General features: G+C 44.8%; 14 protein-coding genes. 9 read left to right on the forward strand and 5 right to left on the reverse strand.

Going from position 1 to position 17,139, the window contains the following annotated elements:
* Positions 1-2: 2 nt before the first annotated feature.
* The 3 genes from ybeY (at position 3) to ACZ5V1_RS08215 (ending at position 2,975) form a co-directional block, all read left to right on the forward strand.
* On the forward strand, positions 3-425 hold the full coding sequence (gene ybeY, locus ACZ5V1_RS08205) for an rRNA maturation RNase YbeY (protein WP_464391440.1): 423 nt from the start codon (positions 3-5) through the stop codon (positions 423-425).
* A gap of 314 nt (positions 426-739) precedes the next feature.
* Positions 740-1,342 carry a 3D domain-containing protein gene (locus ACZ5V1_RS08210; RefSeq protein ID WP_464391441.1) on the forward strand — a complete coding sequence of 201 codons (603 nt, stop codon included), beginning with the start codon at positions 740-742 and terminating at the stop codon, positions 1,340-1,342.
* A gap of 460 nt (positions 1,343-1,802) precedes the next feature.
* Positions 1,803-2,975 (forward strand): MFS transporter, encoded by a 1,173-nt coding sequence (locus tag ACZ5V1_RS08215; protein WP_464391442.1) that lies wholly within the window; start codon positions 1,803-1,805, stop codon positions 2,973-2,975.
* Positions 2,976-3,070: 95 nt separating this feature from the next.
* On the opposite strand, the gene ACZ5V1_RS08220 is transcribed toward ACZ5V1_RS08215, so the two are convergent.
* The 4 genes from ACZ5V1_RS08220 to glpA all read right to left on the reverse strand — a co-directional run bounded on the left by ACZ5V1_RS08220 (position 3,071) and on the right by glpA (position 8,144).
* The gene (locus ACZ5V1_RS08220) at positions 3,071-3,601 is read right to left on the reverse strand and encodes a type 1 glutamine amidotransferase domain-containing protein (RefSeq protein WP_464391443.1); all 531 of its coding nucleotides are present in this window, start codon (positions 3,599-3,601) and stop codon (positions 3,071-3,073) included.
* A gap of 133 nt (positions 3,602-3,734) precedes the next feature.
* Complete coding sequence (gene glpK / locus ACZ5V1_RS08225) at positions 3,735-5,246, reverse strand: glycerol kinase GlpK (protein WP_464391444.1); 1,512 nt, start codon at positions 5,244-5,246, stop codon at positions 3,735-3,737.
* Positions 5,247-5,307: 61 nt separating this feature from the next.
* The gene (gene glpB / locus ACZ5V1_RS08230; RefSeq protein ID WP_464391445.1) at positions 5,308-6,591 is read right to left on the reverse strand and encodes a glycerol-3-phosphate dehydrogenase subunit GlpB; all 1,284 of its coding nucleotides are present in this window, start codon (positions 6,589-6,591) and stop codon (positions 5,308-5,310) included.
* Positions 6,592-6,599: 8 nt separating this feature from the next.
* A complete protein-coding gene (gene glpA / locus ACZ5V1_RS08235; protein ID WP_464391446.1) occupies positions 6,600-8,144 on the reverse strand; it encodes an anaerobic glycerol-3-phosphate dehydrogenase subunit GlpA in 1,545 nt (514 codons plus the stop codon).
* A 401-nt stretch (positions 8,145-8,545) separates the two neighbouring features.
* Here glpA and ACZ5V1_RS08240 point away from each other — a divergent pair, with 401 nt between their 5' ends.
* Complete coding sequence (locus ACZ5V1_RS08240; RefSeq protein WP_464391447.1) at positions 8,546-10,354, forward strand: DegV family protein; 1,809 nt, start codon at positions 8,546-8,548, stop codon at positions 10,352-10,354.
* A 122-nt stretch (positions 10,355-10,476) separates the two neighbouring features.
* Here ACZ5V1_RS08240 and ACZ5V1_RS08245 read toward each other — a convergent pair whose 3' ends face one another.
* Positions 10,477-11,136 (reverse strand): GntR family transcriptional regulator, encoded by a 660-nt coding sequence (locus ACZ5V1_RS08245; protein ID WP_464391448.1) that lies wholly within the window; start codon positions 11,134-11,136, stop codon positions 10,477-10,479.
* A 337-nt stretch (positions 11,137-11,473) separates the two neighbouring features.
* On the opposite strand from ACZ5V1_RS08245, the gene hisD reads away from it, so the two are divergent.
* From hisD to ACZ5V1_RS08270, 5 genes are all read left to right on the forward strand, one after another.
* Positions 11,474-12,784 carry a histidinol dehydrogenase gene (gene hisD, locus ACZ5V1_RS08250; RefSeq protein ID WP_464391449.1) on the forward strand — a complete coding sequence of 437 codons (1,311 nt, stop codon included), beginning with the start codon at positions 11,474-11,476 and terminating at the stop codon, positions 12,782-12,784.
* A 30-nt stretch (positions 12,785-12,814) separates the two neighbouring features.
* Entirely contained in the window at positions 12,815-14,011 is a 1,197-nt protein-coding gene (locus tag ACZ5V1_RS08255; protein WP_464391450.1) for a DegT/DnrJ/EryC1/StrS family aminotransferase, read from the forward strand.
* 197 nt (positions 14,012-14,208) lie between these two features.
* Entirely contained in the window at positions 14,209-15,204 is a 996-nt protein-coding gene (locus ACZ5V1_RS08260; protein WP_464391451.1) for a TRAP transporter substrate-binding protein, read from the forward strand.
* Positions 15,205-15,261: 57 nt separating this feature from the next.
* Positions 15,262-15,804, forward strand: a complete 543-nt coding sequence (locus ACZ5V1_RS08265) for a TRAP transporter small permease (protein WP_464391452.1) — start codon at positions 15,262-15,264, stop codon at positions 15,802-15,804.
* Between the two features lie 9 nt (positions 15,805-15,813).
* Entirely contained in the window at positions 15,814-17,097 is a 1,284-nt protein-coding gene (locus ACZ5V1_RS08270; RefSeq protein WP_160714469.1) for a TRAP transporter large permease, read from the forward strand.
* The last annotated feature ends 42 nt before the right edge of the window (positions 17,098-17,139 follow it).

Consider the following 17,139-nt stretch of genomic DNA (forward strand, 5'->3'; position numbering starts at 1 on the left):
ATATGATTACAATAAAAAAAAGCCAGTCTGTTGACTGGCTTCTTCCCTTTTCCCGCACGGAACTGACTCGTGTAATGGAAGCAATGCTTTCTGCCATCAAGCAAGAGGATAAAGACGTTGAGATCAATCTTGTGGACGATGCCACAATTGCCGATCTAAACGCATCCTTCCTCCAATGCGATGGCCCGACTAACATCCTGTCGTTCCCTTCCACAGAAGACGGAAGCGCACAGAGCATTGGCTGGTTGGCTTTGTCCATGGACACTCTCGAGCGAGAATGTCTCTTGTACGGACAGGATAGAACAGAGCATGCACTACGCCTTATCGCTCACGGAATGCTTCATCTTGCAGGCTACGATCATGGAGACGAAATGTTTGCGCTGACCGACGTTGCTGTTGATGCGGGACTTGCTACCATTAAATAAATGTTCCGCTACAACCAATCCGCTTTATATTCCTAAGAAATTTTCGAAATAAAGAAACAATACAGTATACTAAAACTAACACCATGCAACATCTTTTGCATGGTGTTTTTGTTTAATGCAACTACAAGCAGCACGAACCGCCCATACAAATGGGACTTCCTTCCTATAATGAATTTTATTTCCATCAAAACAGTGAATTAGCAACACTACTACCGTTTAGTATATGCAGTTTAACATAAAAGATTATTGCCCAATGGTTTTTCTGCTGTATAGTAGAACACTCGCACACTATACTTTTATCTACATGAGTAATAATGAAAAACTGCATCTACTTACTTATATCACTCGCTGCTGTAATGTTCATAATTCAGCATCAGCGTGAGATACGACAGCTTAGGCAATTGATTGATTCTCAAAATCAATCAATACATGCCATGCAAGTAGTGCTGCGTAATAATTCTATTCAAGCGGAACTTGCCCTTGAACTGGGGCGTAATACACAGAAATCGTTACATGACTCACGATCCAAACGATTAGTAAAAGTTACAGCATATAGCCCCCGCAGTGAAGAAACAGACTCCACACCATTTATCACTGCATATAACACCAAAGTTCGCCCGGGCATCATCGCGGTATCCCGTGACCTTTTTGCAAAAGGCTGGACGTTTGGAAGAAAAGTTTACATCAAATCACTCGGAGTTTTTACCATTGAAGATTTGATGGCAAAACGGAAAAGAAACCAAGTTGATGTGTTCATTCCTGAGACTACAAAGGCTCTCTCATTCGGTAGAAGGAATCTTGAAGTTCACCTGCTTGCGCCGCCTACAATTCCGGCGCAAACATACACCCAACTGTATCGTACTCCTCACAGAGATTTTCTCCTTGCTACCGACGATATCTGCCGACGCACGAACTAACCCACGTTCACACACCCTAGTTGAACGCATCGGGTATAACAAACAAAACGCCGCTGGAAGTACTTCCAAAGGCGTTTTGTTTGTGCAGATGAAATTGAGAACAACAGGTACTAGCTAGGGCTATCAACCATGTCCTTTTTCAATATCAACTTCTCCTTACAATAGGGACAACTTAAATCGATGACTCGTCCTTCGCCATTAGTTGAGCGAATTCTGCATCGAAATACTTTGCTACAATAGGGACATCGGATCTTCTTTTCCATACATATACCTCCTCTATCCCCCCCGCTTCCCACAGTATATAGGAATAATAGCGGATGCAACTCTAAAAAGAAAAGTCATAGAATGAGAGTGTGACACTTAAAGACTACCCATACTGCTACCGCAGTGCTCCTTGACCTTATGCATCTCAAGAACTAAACAAGTCAGGCATTAATTATTTTTCACCCGCGAGCACTCCATGAAATCCCCCCTTAAAGACAAAAATTTACTTTTACTCTTTGGCATCACCCTCTTCGTTGTTATGGGTGTATCCAGTATCCTTCCAGTATTGCCTTCTGCTGGGCGTTCATTGAATATCCCGATGGCAGAAATTGGCCTACTCCTCACAAGCTTCACGCTTCCAGGCATTTTTCTTACGCCATTTGCGGGGATTCTCGCAGACAGATACGGCAGGAAGGCTGTGCTTATTCCGGCACTTGTAATCTTCGGGATCGCCGGTTTTTCATGCGCATTCGCAACTGACTACAAAACAATTCTTTTTCTTCGTGCCTTACAAGGCGTAGGGGCAGCACCAATCAGCCTGCTCTATACAACCATCACTGGGGATTTGTACTCAGGTACAGAGCGCCTGAAAGTTATGGGCTACAACGCAAGTGTACTCAGCCTTGGCACTGCAATCTTTCCATTTTTTGGTGGATTACTTGGTGAAATAGGCTGGCAATATCCATTCATGCTGCCGATATTAGCCCTTCCTCTTGCTGTACTTTGTGCAATTCATCTAGATCTACCGAATCCAAAATCGAAAGAAACAATGGCTGGCTACTTTAAAAATACAGCACAAATTATTTCTTCAAAAAAAGCGCTTGTCCTTTTCGGTATGACGCTCTGTACCTTCACAATTCTGTATGGCCCGATCATCACATATGTACCGATTCTCTCTGATACGGTTTTTGACGCAAGTCCATCCCGTATTGGTTTTATGTTTGCCATATCTTCTCTATTTACAGGTGTTGCAGCCTCACAGTTGGGGCGCATACGTCAAATTTTGTCCGTTCGAACCATGTTATGCCTTGCCGCTGTATGCTTCTTTGCTTCAATGGCAACCATGTCTATTCCTGATAATTTCTGGCTGTTAGCTATTCCTGTCGGATTCTTCGGTATGGGACAAGGTCTGTCCTTTCCGAACCTTGCCGCCAAGCTTACCGGCATCGCATCCATTGAAAAACGTGGTGCAGTTATGGCGGTAAACGGCACGGTCCTTCGTATTGCACAAACCATCGGCCCGTTAATCTTTTCGCTTCCTCTTATTATGGGAGGCATTTCAGCTGTATTTTACACGGCAACTATCATTGGTGTTGCCATGTTTATTCTGGCGCTGAACTGTCCTTCAGACGAGCAGACAAAAAACTAATTTTGCCTGCTTAAGAAAGCTGCCTGTAAAAAATCAGACATAAAAAAGCCCCCGTGAACTTATTGTTCATGGGGGCTTTTTTTCATCCATCCGTATTAATCTTTATTGCTCTCTACCTCGATAATTGCTTTACAAAAAGCAGGAAGATCATCCGGAGCCCTACTGCTTATAAGATTGCGATCCACAACAACAGGCTCATTAACCCATTTTGCTCCCGCATTCTCAAGGTCATCAGTAATACCCCGTGTAGATGTGCAAGTGTATCCATCAAGGATACCGGCTGAGATTGGAATCCACCCAGCATGGCAGATAAATGCTATTGTTTTACCCTGCTGATGCATCGCGCGAGTTATCTTTTTTACATCCATATCGCGACGTAATTTATCAGGTGCAAATCCACCTGCAATGACAAGAACATCAAAGTTATCAGGATTTACATCAGAAAGTAAAATATCTGCCTTCGTTGGATACCCATGATACCCCTTGTACACCGTCTCTGTATCCGTTCCGGCGAGAACTACTGCCGCGCCTTCTTCAATAAGACGCAACTTAGGATACATGAGCTCAAGATCTTCAAAAAGATCTCCTACAAACATCAAAACTTTTTTACCATTCAACAAGCCCATAGCGTGCCTCCTACGTTACTACCTACTCTACCATGAGGATGTAATTATTCTGTTATTTCCTGCTTGCTGAACATAAAAAAAGCGCACAGAGCGTATGCTCTGTGCGCTTATAATTACGGATGATGAATAAAGATTATTCAACCCAGTCGAAAGTACGCGTAATCGCTTTCTTCCAACCAGCATAACCTTTTTCACGTTCTTCTTTGCCAAATGTAGGTTCCCAAGTTTTGTCGATTGCCCAGTTAGCACGAAGGTCATCAATGCTAGTCCAGTAACCAACAGCAAGGCCAGCAGCATATGCAGCGCCAAGACAAGTGGTTTCTGTAACCTGAGGACGGATAACTGGAACACAAAGACTATCGGACTGGAACTGCATGAGCAGTTCGTTCATTACCATACCACCATCAACTTTGAGAGTAGTAAGATCAACGCCGGAATCTTTGTTCATAGCTTCGAGAACGTCGCGGGTCTGGTATGCTACGGACTCAAGACAAGCACGTGCAATGTGACCTTTGTTAGCGAAGCGGGTAAGACCTGCGATTACGCCGCGAGCGTCGGAACGCCAGTACGGAGCAAACAAGCCCTGGAATGCAGGAACAACGTAAACGTCGCCATTGTCTTCCACGGACTTAGCAAGTTCTTCGACTTCAGGTGCTGAGTTGATAAGGTTGAGGTTATCACGCAACCACTGAATGAGAGCACCAGCAATAGCAATAGAGCCTTCCAGGCAGTATACAGTTTCTTCGTTACCGAATTTGTAACCAACGGTAGTAAGAAGACCCTGTTTAGACTGGATAGGTTTGGTACCGGTGTTAAGGAGCATAAAGCAACCAGTACCATATGTGTTTTTCGCTTCACCAACTTCAAAGCAAGCCTGACCAACGAGTGCAGCCTGCTGGTCGCCAAGAGCGCCACAAACAGGAACACGTGCGCCGAGAGGACCATGTTCTTCAGTAGTACCCCAAGTGTCGTTGTCAGAAGAAGACACGATACGTGGGAGAGCTGCTTCAGGAACATCCATAACCTTAAGGATATCTTTGTCCCATTCGAGACTAGCAAGATCCATAAGCATGGTACGGGAAGCGTTAGATACGTCAGTTACATGTGCGCCGCCTTTTGCGCCACCTGTAAGGTTCCAGATAATCCAGGTTTCCATGGTACCGATAAGAGCGTCACCATTACGTGCAGCAGCTCTTACGCCCGGTACGTTATCCATGATCCATTTCATTTTAGGACCAGAGAAGTAAGTCGCAATCGGGAGACCGGTTTTTTCACGGAAACGATCCTGACCACCTTCAGCCATTAACTCTTTACAAATTTTGTCAGTACGGGTGCACTGCCAAACAATTGCGTTGTAGTAAGGCTTACCAGTTTTTCTATCCCAGATAACGGTAGTTTCACGCTGGTTAGTAATACCAATAGCAGCGATGTCTGTACCTTTAAGGCCGGTTTTCTTTAAGGCGCCCTGAATAACTTCCTGAGTATTTTCCCAAATTTCCATTGGGTTATGCTCTACCCAGCCTGGTTTAGGGAAAATCTGCTCATGTTCTTTCTGATCCATGCCAACGATCTGGCCTTTTTTATCAAAAATAATGAAACGTGAGCTTGTAGTTCCCTGGTCAACAGCGCCGATGTACTTAGACATAGTGATTCTCCACTTTTAAGGTAAGGCTACAATAAAACTGATTACTACTTAAACAGTAAGCCTACTGCTGAGCTACAAATGCTTCAACAGCACGAAGTGAACTAGCAACCGCAATGCCAGTTCCACACTTCATTCGCATCCAATCCTGATGAGCTAACAGAGAGCCGACAGCGAATACACGCTCGTGTACAACTTTTCCGTTTTCATCAATCGGGCGGAATGAAGAATCGACCTCAACACCTGCGGAACTAACTTTGTGTCCACGCGGGTCAAGCAGGTCGGTACGATGCCACTCTTCACGGTCAGCTGGCTGAGATACTGGCAGGTCCATCACAGTCTCCACAATGTGATGTCTGTCAGCGAACAGTCCGCCGCCGAGGAAACGACCGGTGGCAAGCACAACGCCTTTGGCAACTACTTTTTCGGTTGGTGCTTGTACACCGAAGGTCACTTCATAGCGACCATCGTTGAGTGGGGTTATGGAAAATACCTTATGTTGTAACTTTAAATCAACACCTAAGGTACCAATTCTTCCTTCAAAAAGGCTTTTTAAGCGCATACCCGGTACGGAAGCCGGTAAAGTCGGTAGTTCGAAGACTTTTACGCCAAGCTCTTTTTCCATTTCTTCCAGAATCTCATCGGTAGTGTAGATACCCAAAATAGCAGGCACGCCGACAGCCTCCACACCGTTAAGGTGAGGCTTAATGAGGGCATACAGCTTATCGCGGGTTTCTTTAAGTTCCATGGACTGCGCCATGATACCGGTAAGGATAGGCTTCATTGATGCAGAATCCGGAAACTCAAGACGCATTGTTTTAAGGTTAGACCACTTATCACCAATGGTGGTGGCAACCTGTTTTGCGCTGAATTCACGAAGGCCTTCGAAGTCAATCAGCAATGCAGGGGCATTGTTTTTGAGAGCTTCTACGCCTGCCCACATGGTAACTGGAACAGCCCATGTGGTTTTTTCTGTACCAATTGGGGTAAGCACCTTGCTGTTCGCTTCTTTCTCCATACGGTACTCAAGACCGAATTCAGAAAGAAAATCGAACAGTTCGCCATATGCTTTTTCTACATCTTCACGAGACACATGCGCGTAAGGATGATTAGGCATATCGGCAGCAACTGCCGCCATGGCTTCCCAAGGGTTTTCCCAAAGCTTTTTTTCTTCCACAGGATGGACGGCCATTATATCGAACAGGCCGCTAGAAAACACGATTTCACCGGTGCTGCCTGCCTGAGAGACAGACAATCCGCGTTTTGCTGCATAAACAGCGGCGGACATACCAGCGATACCGGTACCTACTACAAAGAGATCACGTTCAGTGACTGGCAAGTTGCTCATATCACCCTCTAATCCATTTCCAGATTAAGAAGACCGAAGTACAGTGCTTCTTTAAGTTCTGCCTGATTGAACTGAGCATCCCAAAGGATAGGACGCTGACCCTTCCAGCGTTTGGAAAGGAACTCGCGCAGACTGTCCACACCATCACGACCTTCGAAAAGGTCACGATCATACATGTGCGCAGCAATACGCGCACCACAGAATGCGCCCTGACAAGATCCTTTACCTACACGGCTACGCAGACCAACCGCCTGAATACGCGGCTTTTCGTCTGGACCGAAGGAATCAAGGATAGCGTCAACAGCACTCTTAGGTACAATTTCACATTCACAAAGGAGGTGGTCATCAGAATTATGACGACGCATCCACTCACGCTTGGTGAGAATGGAAGGCTCCGCCCATTCTGTCTGAACATAATCAGGGAGAACAGTACCGCGGGTGAGACAAGGGGCATCAACCTTAAGTCGGTTACAGACAAGGTCAGCGCACCGCTCTGCCATAAGGCGGTAGGTAGTAAGTTTACCACCGGTAATGGTGATAAAGTTATCAAGACGTTCAGATTCGTGATCAATCAGTGCGTAGCCACGGCTTGCGGCACGGTCACTGGAAGATTCACCAAGCTGAACCAGCGGGCGAACGCCAGCATATGCACGAACGTAACGACAGGTATCTAAGGCAGGTACCATCTGGGCGCCCTGGTCGATATTGCGGTTGATCTCTTCGATGGACGGAGCCACGTTATCAAGATCTTCAACACGAACAGAAGTGGTACCTAATATAGAAACCGTGCCGCCAGGAACGAGAATATCGCCGTCTCCCGGAGGACGCAGTCGGTTGATCACACGATGGTTCAGTCGAGAAAGGGTTACTAGCAGGCTACCTTTTGCATATGTCATGCGAATGTTAGCACCTGCCATTTCTGCGACGTTAGCTGCCCATGCTCCGGTTGCGTTAATAAACTGATCAGCTTCGATAACAGACTCTTTACCGGTGCGGGTATTAACCACGCGGGCGCCGGTAATTGTGTCGCCATTTTTGCTAAAACCAAGCAGTTTCATGTAACGCTTATACACACCCCCGTGTGCTTCAGCGTCTGCAACGTTCTCAAGGGAAAGCTTGAACGGATCAATTGATGCATCTTCAACTTCATAAGCTGCGATTACATCAGGGTTAAGGTTAGGCTCGAGTTTTAAGGCCTCTTCAGGGCTAATTTCCCTGCATGGCACTCCAGCTTTCTCACAGTTAATAGGGAACTGTTTGACATATGCTTCATCATCGCCTTTCACTGCTACAAACAAACCGCCTGTATTTTCAATGCAGTGAGGGGCAAATTCTTTGATGATGTCCCCTTCAACCTTACACTCATTTGCAGAATGCGGGTCAGTGGTCACATAACGGGCACCACTGTGGAGCAAACCGTGGTTGCCGCCGGAAGCTCCGGCGTTCACGTCGCGTTGCTCAATAAGCATGCATTCTACGCCCCTAAGGGCTAAGTCTCTAAAAATACCGGTACCTGTTGCACCTGCACCGATAATAAGTACTTGAGTCTGCAAAAAAACCTCCAGACATCATGTATCACTAAACGATTATAACAACATAAACCAATGCAAAGAGTAGTACCCTTTGCTAACTGACGGCACAAATACAATTGTCTACCGTACAGTCTCACATTGAAACTAGCCGAACTATCACAGATATAAGACAGCGCAAAAAACATTTTGTCAGCCAGTATTAAGCCTACAAAACAGTAAAAAACACCCCTCGACTAGTATCGACTATATGTATGCAATTGAACCTATAATGTCCAGTCTGACTATCCATCCCCCGAAACTCTAAGGAACCTAGAAAGTAGTTTTTTAGGCTAGCGAACACCGTTCACCTTGCTTAAATGACATTTGTCACTTATAGGTGTTTGGCTAATGCGCTTTTTATAAGGCCGCTTAAGGAGATAAGCTTGAAGTCATCAACTACAAGAATTCAATATTTAGACGGTATTCGCTTCAAACGAGTTATCAACGCTGCAGCGAAGCGTCTCATTGAAAAACATGGTCATCTTAACGACATTAATGTCTTCCCCGTACCAGACGGAGACACCGGCAGTAACATGGCCGGCACTATGGATAATGTTGTTAAAAAATCTGCCAACGCACTTGACCAGTCAATCGGCAAAATGAGTGAAGTTATTGCGGAGAGCGCCCTTCTTGGTGCCCGTGGTAACTCCGGTGTTATTCTTGCTCAATTCCTTTGCGGTTTTTCTGAAGGTGTAAAAGGTCTGCAACGAGTCACGCTCAAAGACTTTTCCGATGCTGCTTCCAACGCATCACAGCGTGCTCTTGAAGCTATATCCGAGCCTAAAGAAGGAACTATCCTTACTGTTATTCGTGACTGGTCTGAACACCTGTCTGCGAATCATCAAAACTACAACAACTTTCACGATCTGTTGTACGATTCTCTCGAACATGCAAAAGTATCTGTACGCTCCACAAAAGAGAAACTTGCCGCACTGAAAGCTGCTGATGTAGTTGATGCTGGCGCTCTTGGTTTTGTATACCTACTCGAAGGCATTGTAGAATTTACAGAACGCGGCAATTTGAACAGACAGGAAGAACAAAGCATTATTCCTGAACCTTCAGGAGCCGTACACGATCGCGTCGCTGTTGACAGCCTTACATTCTCTTTCTGTACTGAATGTATGATTTCCGGTGAAGATATTGACCGCGATGCTCTTCGCGAAGAGATTGGTGCACTTGGCGACTCACTTGTTGTTGCAGGTACATCTGCCAAAATTCGCGTGCATGTGCACACGAATGAGCCTGAAACCGTTTTCGAAATTGCTGAAAAATACGGTGAAGTATCTCATCATAAAAAAGAAGACATGCTCGAGCAGCATAGAAACCTTCTTGCAACCAAAGAGCAACGTACCGGCATTCTAACTGACTCAACCTGCGATCTACCAGATGAGTTACTGAAAAAATATGACATCCGCGTCGCACCGCTTAAGCTGTACATGGATGACAAAGAAATGCTGGATAAAGTGGATGTATCCACTGAAGAATTTAATAAAATGCTTCCGGATTCCAAGTCTGTAAAGACATCACAGCCGTCTCCGGGACATTACAAAGCACTCTACAACGACCTTAATGAGAGCTATGAAGAAGTTGTGGCGCTGCACGTAATGGCAGTTCACAGCGGCACGTTCCAGTCTTCTAAAAACATGGGTGCTTCCATCCTTGAAGATCCGCACGTTGTTGATACGTATACAGTAACAGGCGGTCTCGGGCTGGTAACACTTGAAGCTGGCAAACTGGCAAAGCAAGGCAAAAGTGCAAAGGAAATTGCAGAACGCGTTAAACAAATGCGTGACAATGTTTTTGTGCTGGTTGCAATGGACACCGTCGACTTTGCGGTACGCGGTGGCCGACTGAGCAAAAACATCGGCAATATTGCAAAACTGTTGAACCTTAAGCCAATTATCGAATTTGACACAGATAAAGAAGGCTTATGTGGCATTGCTGCAAAATGTTTTGGCATTCGCCATTCCGAAGCACGTCTCATTAAGCTGCTCAAAAAACGTGTTCATGGTAAAACAAATCTTCGCTTTGCCATCACTCATGTTGAAGCACCGGAAAAGGCAAAACGCCTTGCCGCTATGATCAAAAAAGAATTTCATTCCGACATCGAATTTGTACTGCAAGCATCTCCAGTTCTTGGCTGCTATAGTGGCCCGGGAGCTTGTGGGGTATCAGTATTATGTGATTCCTAATCACCACTAGATAAAACACACCAAAAAAGCCGCTTAGTTTTCTAAGCGGCTTTTCTTATGTCGAATCGTATCCAGCAAAATCAAACAATACGGTACGAGTCACTGCTAGCTAGCGCAAAATATTACACTGAGCAGCGTATTCTGTCATACGCTTCACCAACAAGTCCAAGCCCGCCTTGAATATTTACTTTAAGCAAAGAAGTAAGAACCTCAGCATCCTTTTCACGTAATGCTTTTATGATTCTCGCATGCTCTTCATTAAACCGTACGCAGTCATTAGCTTTGTACTGATATAAGCTTAAGAACATCTCGATAAATTCCAGAAGTTTTTCAAGAACTGAATACAAGTGAGATAACTCAGCCCTACCTGCAATATACAGATGAAACTGACGATCCAACGCAAAGAAACCTTCATTCGTGGATTTCAGTTTAACCATCTGGGCGTGCAATTCCTCAAGCTCATGAAAAGCTGATTCATTCATATTTTCCATTGCAATGAGAGCTAACTCAATTTCAATGTCGGCCCGCATCTTATATATATACTCAATCTCTTTTTGCTTCGGCGGACTTGCAACGACTGCCCCTTTGTAAGGCACATTTCGAACAAGACCAGACCTGTCAAGACGCAGCAAAGCTTCCCTGAGCGCCCCACGACCTATCTGCAGTTCTGCTTCCAGATCTGCAAGCACAAGCCGTGTTCCGGGTAATTTTTTTCCTGACAATATTAGATCGCGAATTTTTTCATACGCTTTCAGATACTTCATATTTTCTGATTTCTTCAAGAGGCCCTCTCTTTGTATGAAAGCACGACGAGTACCCCCTCGTCACGCAAACACCATTCTACACAGTTCGATAACGATCAAAACAACAATCCGTATCTTTTTCTAACAAGATAGCACTATCAAATAGCCCCATTTTCTTCGACGGGACTATGTAGTCTTTTTTACACAAGATCAATACTAAAAAACACGCTGCATATTATTTATGTATTATTTTATGAAATATTTTATGAAATATTTCATAAAATCTTGACGGATGAAAAAACTCCACTTAGTGTCCCTTTCAACACGTTGCATTTATGCCGCATTTCAACATGCACTAACCACTTTTGGAGTTCATATGGAATTTATCAAAAAGGCTCAAAAAACAGCTGAAACAAACAGTGAAAAAACACGTGAAATCGTAAGAAATATTTTAGACGACGTTGATGCTAGAGGCGAAGAAGCAGTTCGCGACTTGGCAAAGAAATTTGATGGATGGGAAGGCGATTTCATTCTGAGTGATGAAAAAAAAGAACGTCTCATCAGCACCCTTTCTCAGCGCAAAAAAGACGATATTCAATTCGCTCACGAACAAGTTTCAAAATTTGCTTTAGCACAGCGCGAAAGCCTAAAAGCATTTGAAATAGAAACCCGCCCCGGCGTTCGTCTCGGACAGCGAATCACACCTATGGATGTTGCTGGTTGTTATGTACCTGGGGGACGTTTTGCTCATGCATGTTCTGCAGTAATGAGTGTTGCCACTGCTAAAGCAGCAGGAGTTCCTTTTGTTATCGCGTGCTCTCCTCCACGAGGTGAAAGCATTGATCCGGCAGTGGCATATGCCATGGATATTTCCGGTGCAGACATCATACTGGAAATGGGAGGGGTTCAGGCAATCGCAACAATGGCTAACGGTCTCTTTACCAACCGCCCTGCCAATATTCTTGTCGGTCCGGGTAACGGATTTGTTGCAGAAGCAAAGGCCATGCTTGCAGGCTCTGGAAAATGCGGCATTGATGTTTTTGCAGGCCCTACTGAATCTGCAATTATTGCTGATAAAACAGCCGATCCGGTAACTCTTGCAATTGATCTCGTATCACAGGCTGAACATGGATACGATTCACCGGTATGGCTCTACACTGATAGTCGCATAGTCGCAGAACAAGTCCTTGCACTCATGCCGAAAATTATTGCTCAGCATCCAGATCCAGACGTTGCAGGCTCCGCATGGCGCGACTATGGAGAGATAATTTTATGCAAGGATCGCGAAGAGCTCTGCAAAGTGAATGATGAATATGCAGCAGAGCATGTACAGGTTATTGCAGAAGATCTCGACTGGTGGCTCGACAACCTCATGTCTTACGGCTCTCTCTTCCTTGGGGAAGGCAGTACGGTGGCCCACGGCGACAAATGCTCCGGCACAAACCACATCCTTCCGACTAAAAAAGCCGCTCACTTTAGCGGGGGCTTGAACGTACACAAATTTTTGAAAATATTGACATATCAAGAGCTTGATAAAGAAGCGAACAAAACTTTCAGCGCAATTGCTTCACGTCTTTGCCGCGTAGAAGGTATGGAAGGGCACGCAAGAGCCTGTGACTGGCGCTTAGAAAAGTATTTCCCTAATGAAGAGTGGGACTTTGAAGTCTACAAACACAAATTAGACTAGTCTTTCAAATCTTCTGAAAAGGAAATTTCTATGACAAAAGTATTCACAAAAGATTTCACACTGCAAGAAGCAATTCCTGAAGAAAGTATTGAGAACGCTATTGCCGTTATGCGCAGCGGAAAATTGCATCGCTACAATGTTGCAGAGGGCGAAAAAGGCGAAACCGCTCTTCTTGAAGAAGAATTTGCACAATATATCGGCAAAAAATATTGCCTTGCATGCTCTTCGTGCGGTGCAGCTCTCTACCTTGCGCTAAAAGGACTTGGAGTTGCGGCAGGAGATAAGGTACTTTGCAATGCTTATACACTTGCCCCTGTTCCCGGTGCCATCGAAAATGCCGGTGCTAAAATTGAACTCGTAGAAATAACGGATGATTATACGATTGATTTGAAAGATCTGGAGCGTAAAGCTGCTGACTCAAAATCAAAATGGTTCATGCTGTCCCATATGCGCGGGCATATCGCAAATATGGATAGAATCATGGAAATCTGCCGTAAGTACGATCTCAAACTTATTGAAGACTGCGCGCACACAATGGGCGGCAAATGGGATGGTATTAAAAGTGGGTCTCTCGGACATGTAGCCTGCTACAGTTCACAAACCTACAAGCATATCAATTCCGGCGAAGGTGGACTTCTCGTAACAGACGACGAACAGCTTATCGCCCGCGCTATTATCCATTCTGGCTCGTACATGCTGTATGAAAAACATACCGCTCGTCCTGACATGGAAGTATTTGAATCCATCAAAATGATGGTTCCAAATTACAGCTCACGTATGGACAACCTGCGAGCAGCCATTCTTCGCCCGCAAATTCGTACCTTGGATACTCAATGCGAGCGCTGGAACACACTCTACCGCGCCTTTGAGTCAGGATTATCCAATATTGACGGTCTATCCTGTCCTAGCCGAGATCCGCGTGAATACTACGTGGGAAGTTCAATTCAATTCAGCATCCCTTCCGCGTCTGACGATCAGATTCAGAACTTTCTTTCAGAAAACGAAAAACGCGGCGTCCAGATCAAATGGTTCGGAAGCGTTGAGCCTGTGGGCTTTACCAGCGCATACCATAGCTGGCGGTACTTTGGTGCCCTTCCGGAACTTCCGGAAACCAACCGTATCCTCGCTACAACATTTGATATCCGTGTTCCACTTACCTTCAGTACAGACGATTGTTCATTAATCACGGAGATTATCCGTGAAGTGTATACCAAAATTTTCGGATAAATCCGGAGCGGCTAAGGCACTAAAACCCCGTCTCTATAACAATTTAACGTAATGTTTTTTGGTACTTGAGTATCTTTCTATCATTTAATTTCTGTTCATCAACAGTGCTACCAACACTGGCATAAACAGAAGTCGTAGAAGATAAGTATTCGATTTATATGAGGTTTAAACTAACTATGTAATTTGGAGGAAAATCGATGAAAAAATTTTTAACTCTCGCACTGATACTTAGCATGTGTACGTTCTTCAGCTTTGCGGATGCATCCGCCAAGCAGGTACTTAAGCTCGGCATGGGAGACCCTATCGATTCAGATCAGGGTGCACTTGCCACTCGATTCAAGGAAATCCTTGAAGGTCTCTCCAATGGTGAAGTTCAGGTAGACTTATTTCCAAACGGAGCCATCGGAACCGAAACAGAAATGCTGCAGAACACCCGTGCAGGCACGCTTGATTTCGCCATTATCGGTATCGGCAACGCAGTACCGTTTGTTAGAGAGCTTGGCACGCTGACTATGCCGTACCTTATTGAGAACTCGTATGATGCTGTAAAAGCCACTACTGGCAAACTTGGTAAATACTGGAACACAGTAGCCAGCGAAAAAGGCGGTTTCCGCATTGTTGGCTGGACATACTCTAACTTCCGCCATCTCACCAACTCAGTACGCCCTGTTACATCACTTAAGGATGTTAAAGGGTTAAAGATTCGTATTCCGCAAAATAACATTATCCTTTCCACACTCAAGGCATGGGACGCTAACCCAGTTCCAATGGCTTGGTCAGAAACCTTCACTGCATTACAGCAGGGTGTGGTTGACGGACAGGATAATCCATACATTGTTAACTACACCTCAAAATTTCATGAAGTACAAACTCACTTAACTGAAATTCATTACCAATATTCCTTGCAACCACTTGTTATGGGTACAGTAACCTTAGACAAGTTCTCCCCTAAAATGCGTAACATGGTGCTACGCGCGGGTATTGAAGCACAACAGTACTGTATTCTCTTCCAGACTTTGGAAGCTGAAAAAGCCAAACAGGCTATGCAGGCTAACGGTGTAAAGGTTAGCTACCTTACTGATGAAGACGAATGGAGAAAGAAGGCTGTTGAAACTGTATGGCCACAATTCTACGACTTCATCGGCGGCAAACAAAACCTCGATCTCGTTCTGAAGGCACTGGGTAAATCGTAATTTGTGTTGAAGAGGGAGGTGGCAACATCTCCCTCGTTTCAAGAGAGGGGACCATATATGAAGATAAAGCAAATTCTCCACATTGCTGACAACGTAGAAAGCATTTTATGCCAATGTCTCTTAAGCTTTTTTGTAGTAATTCTTTTTTCCCAGATCATGCTACGTATTTGTTTTAACTACGTTCTTCCATGGAGCGAAGAAATTTCACGCTTCACATTTGTCTGGTTTGTATTCTTAGGTGCTGCCTATGCCGCACGTTTAAATGCGCACAACAGGGTTTTAATTCAATTCAAATTGTTCCCCCCTATTGTGCAGAATATCTCTACTCTGTTTGCTGACCTTATCTGGATTGTTTTCAACATAGTCATGGTTGTTAAAAGCGTTGAAGTTATTCAGCAGCTTACAAAATACACTTACTACTCTCCTGCATTAGGAGTTTCCATGGCATATGTTTACTGGATTTTTCCTATCAGCTTCTCGCTTATGACCATACGCATAATTCAAGTTAACTACCTTAAGTACATCTTGAAGCAAGAAATCGTAGATGTAGATAAAGTAGATATTAACGAGCACACTTCTTTAACAGAATCTGAAGGATAGGAGTTTAAAATGTCCGCTGCATTCGTTTTATTCTCCGCATTTGTCTTTCTGCTTTTAATCGGTGCACCTATCACTGTGGCATTAGGCGTCGCATCCATGAGCGCTTTCCTTGTGGTAGGACAGGACCTTAGTACACTAGTACAAATTGCCTTCAGTTCAGTTAACTCTTTTCCCATTATGGCGTTACCTGCTTTTGTTCTTGCAGGTGCACTTATGGAATGTGCCGGTGTTTCCCGCCGCCTTGTAAAAGTTGCTGAATCGATGGTTGGTACCATTGATGGCGGGCTTGCCATTTCCACCACACTTGCATGTGTCTTCTTTGGAGCTATTTCAGGTTCCGGCCCTGCTACAACAGCTGCTGTAGGCATGCTCATGATCCCTGCTATGTTCAAGAGGGGATATGACCATGGTTACGCTGCCGCAGCCACAGCCACGGCTGGCGGTATCGGAATCATCATTCCCCCTAGTATTCCAATGGTTATTTACGGTGTAACCGCGCAGGAATCCATTACCAAAATGTTTGTGGCCGGAGTTGTTCCAGGCTTGCTTATATCTCTTGGCTTAATTGTTCTTCACTATGTCCGGTGTCGAGGCAAGTCTCTCACTCTAGGCGCCGAACCTTGGTCTTTTACCAATATGAAACGCTCCTTCCGTGAAGGCTTCTGGGCAATTCTTGCTCCTGTTGTTATCCTTGGCGGAATATATTCCGGTCTATTTACACCAACAGAAGCTGCCATTGTTTCAATTTTTTACACCCTCATTATCGGTATATTTGTCTACAAAGAAATGACTATATCCGGCCTTATGAAGTCCCTGCAGACAACTTCATGGCTTACCGGTCGAGTGCTGGTAATTATGTTTACTGCCTATGCGTTCGGTCGGCTTTTAGTCCAGTATCATATTCCGGCCATGATTGCAGAAACGCTCCTGAGTGTAACAAGTGATGTCCATATCATCTGGGCTCTTGTTATCCTGTTCCTGCTTTTCATGGGAATGTTCATGGAAACTCTTGCTATCATTATGTTAGTAACACCTGTTCTCTTACCGGTAATGACCTCTCTCGGCGTAGACCCTATCCACTTCGGGGTTGTACTTGTGTGCTGCTGTGGTGTTGGCTTTTCTACCCCGCCTCTGGGTGAAAATATGTTCATCGCTTCCGGCATTGCGGACATCTCTCTTGAAGAGATCTCCTACAAAGCGTTACCATTTTGCGCTGTTACTGTCGGGGCTATTTTCCTTATGGCATACTGCCCTGCCATAGTCCTATGGTTACCAAAACTCATGGGCTACTAACTCGCAAACCATTACCATCAGCATACTGCCAAGTCCCACGGT

This window comes from Halodesulfovibrio oceani subsp. galateae, from assembly GCF_055397225.1.

What these genes read in the sequence shown, in the direction of transcription:
- ybeY (WP_464391440.1), top strand. Translation starts at nt 3, where the DNA reads ATGATTACAATAAAAAAAAGCCAGTCTGTTGACTGGCTTCTTCCCTTT.
- ACZ5V1_RS08210 (WP_464391441.1), top strand. Translation starts at nt 740, where the DNA reads ATGAAAAACTGCATCTACTTACTTATATCACTCGCTGCTGTAATGTTC.
- ACZ5V1_RS08215 (WP_464391442.1), top strand. Translation starts at nt 1,803, where the DNA reads ATGAAATCCCCCCTTAAAGACAAAAATTTACTTTTACTCTTTGGCATC.
- ACZ5V1_RS08220 (WP_464391443.1), bottom strand. Translation starts at nt 3,601, where the DNA reads ATGGGCTTGTTGAATGGTAAAAAAGTTTTGATGTTTGTAGGAGATCTT.
- glpK (WP_464391444.1), bottom strand. Translation starts at nt 5,246, where the DNA reads ATGTCTAAGTACATCGGCGCTGTTGACCAGGGAACTACAAGCTCACGT.
- glpB (WP_464391445.1), bottom strand. Translation starts at nt 6,591, where the DNA reads ATGAGCAACTTGCCAGTCACTGAACGTGATCTCTTTGTAGTAGGTACC.
- hisD (WP_464391449.1), top strand. Translation starts at nt 11,474, where the DNA reads ATGGAATTTATCAAAAAGGCTCAAAAAACAGCTGAAACAAACAGTGAA.
- ACZ5V1_RS08255 (WP_464391450.1), top strand. Translation starts at nt 12,815, where the DNA reads ATGACAAAAGTATTCACAAAAGATTTCACACTGCAAGAAGCAATTCCT.
- ACZ5V1_RS08260 (WP_464391451.1), top strand. Translation starts at nt 14,209, where the DNA reads ATGAAAAAATTTTTAACTCTCGCACTGATACTTAGCATGTGTACGTTC.
- ACZ5V1_RS08265 (WP_464391452.1), top strand. Translation starts at nt 15,262, where the DNA reads ATGAAGATAAAGCAAATTCTCCACATTGCTGACAACGTAGAAAGCATT.
- ACZ5V1_RS08270 (WP_160714469.1), top strand. Translation starts at nt 15,814, where the DNA reads ATGTCCGCTGCATTCGTTTTATTCTCCGCATTTGTCTTTCTGCTTTTA.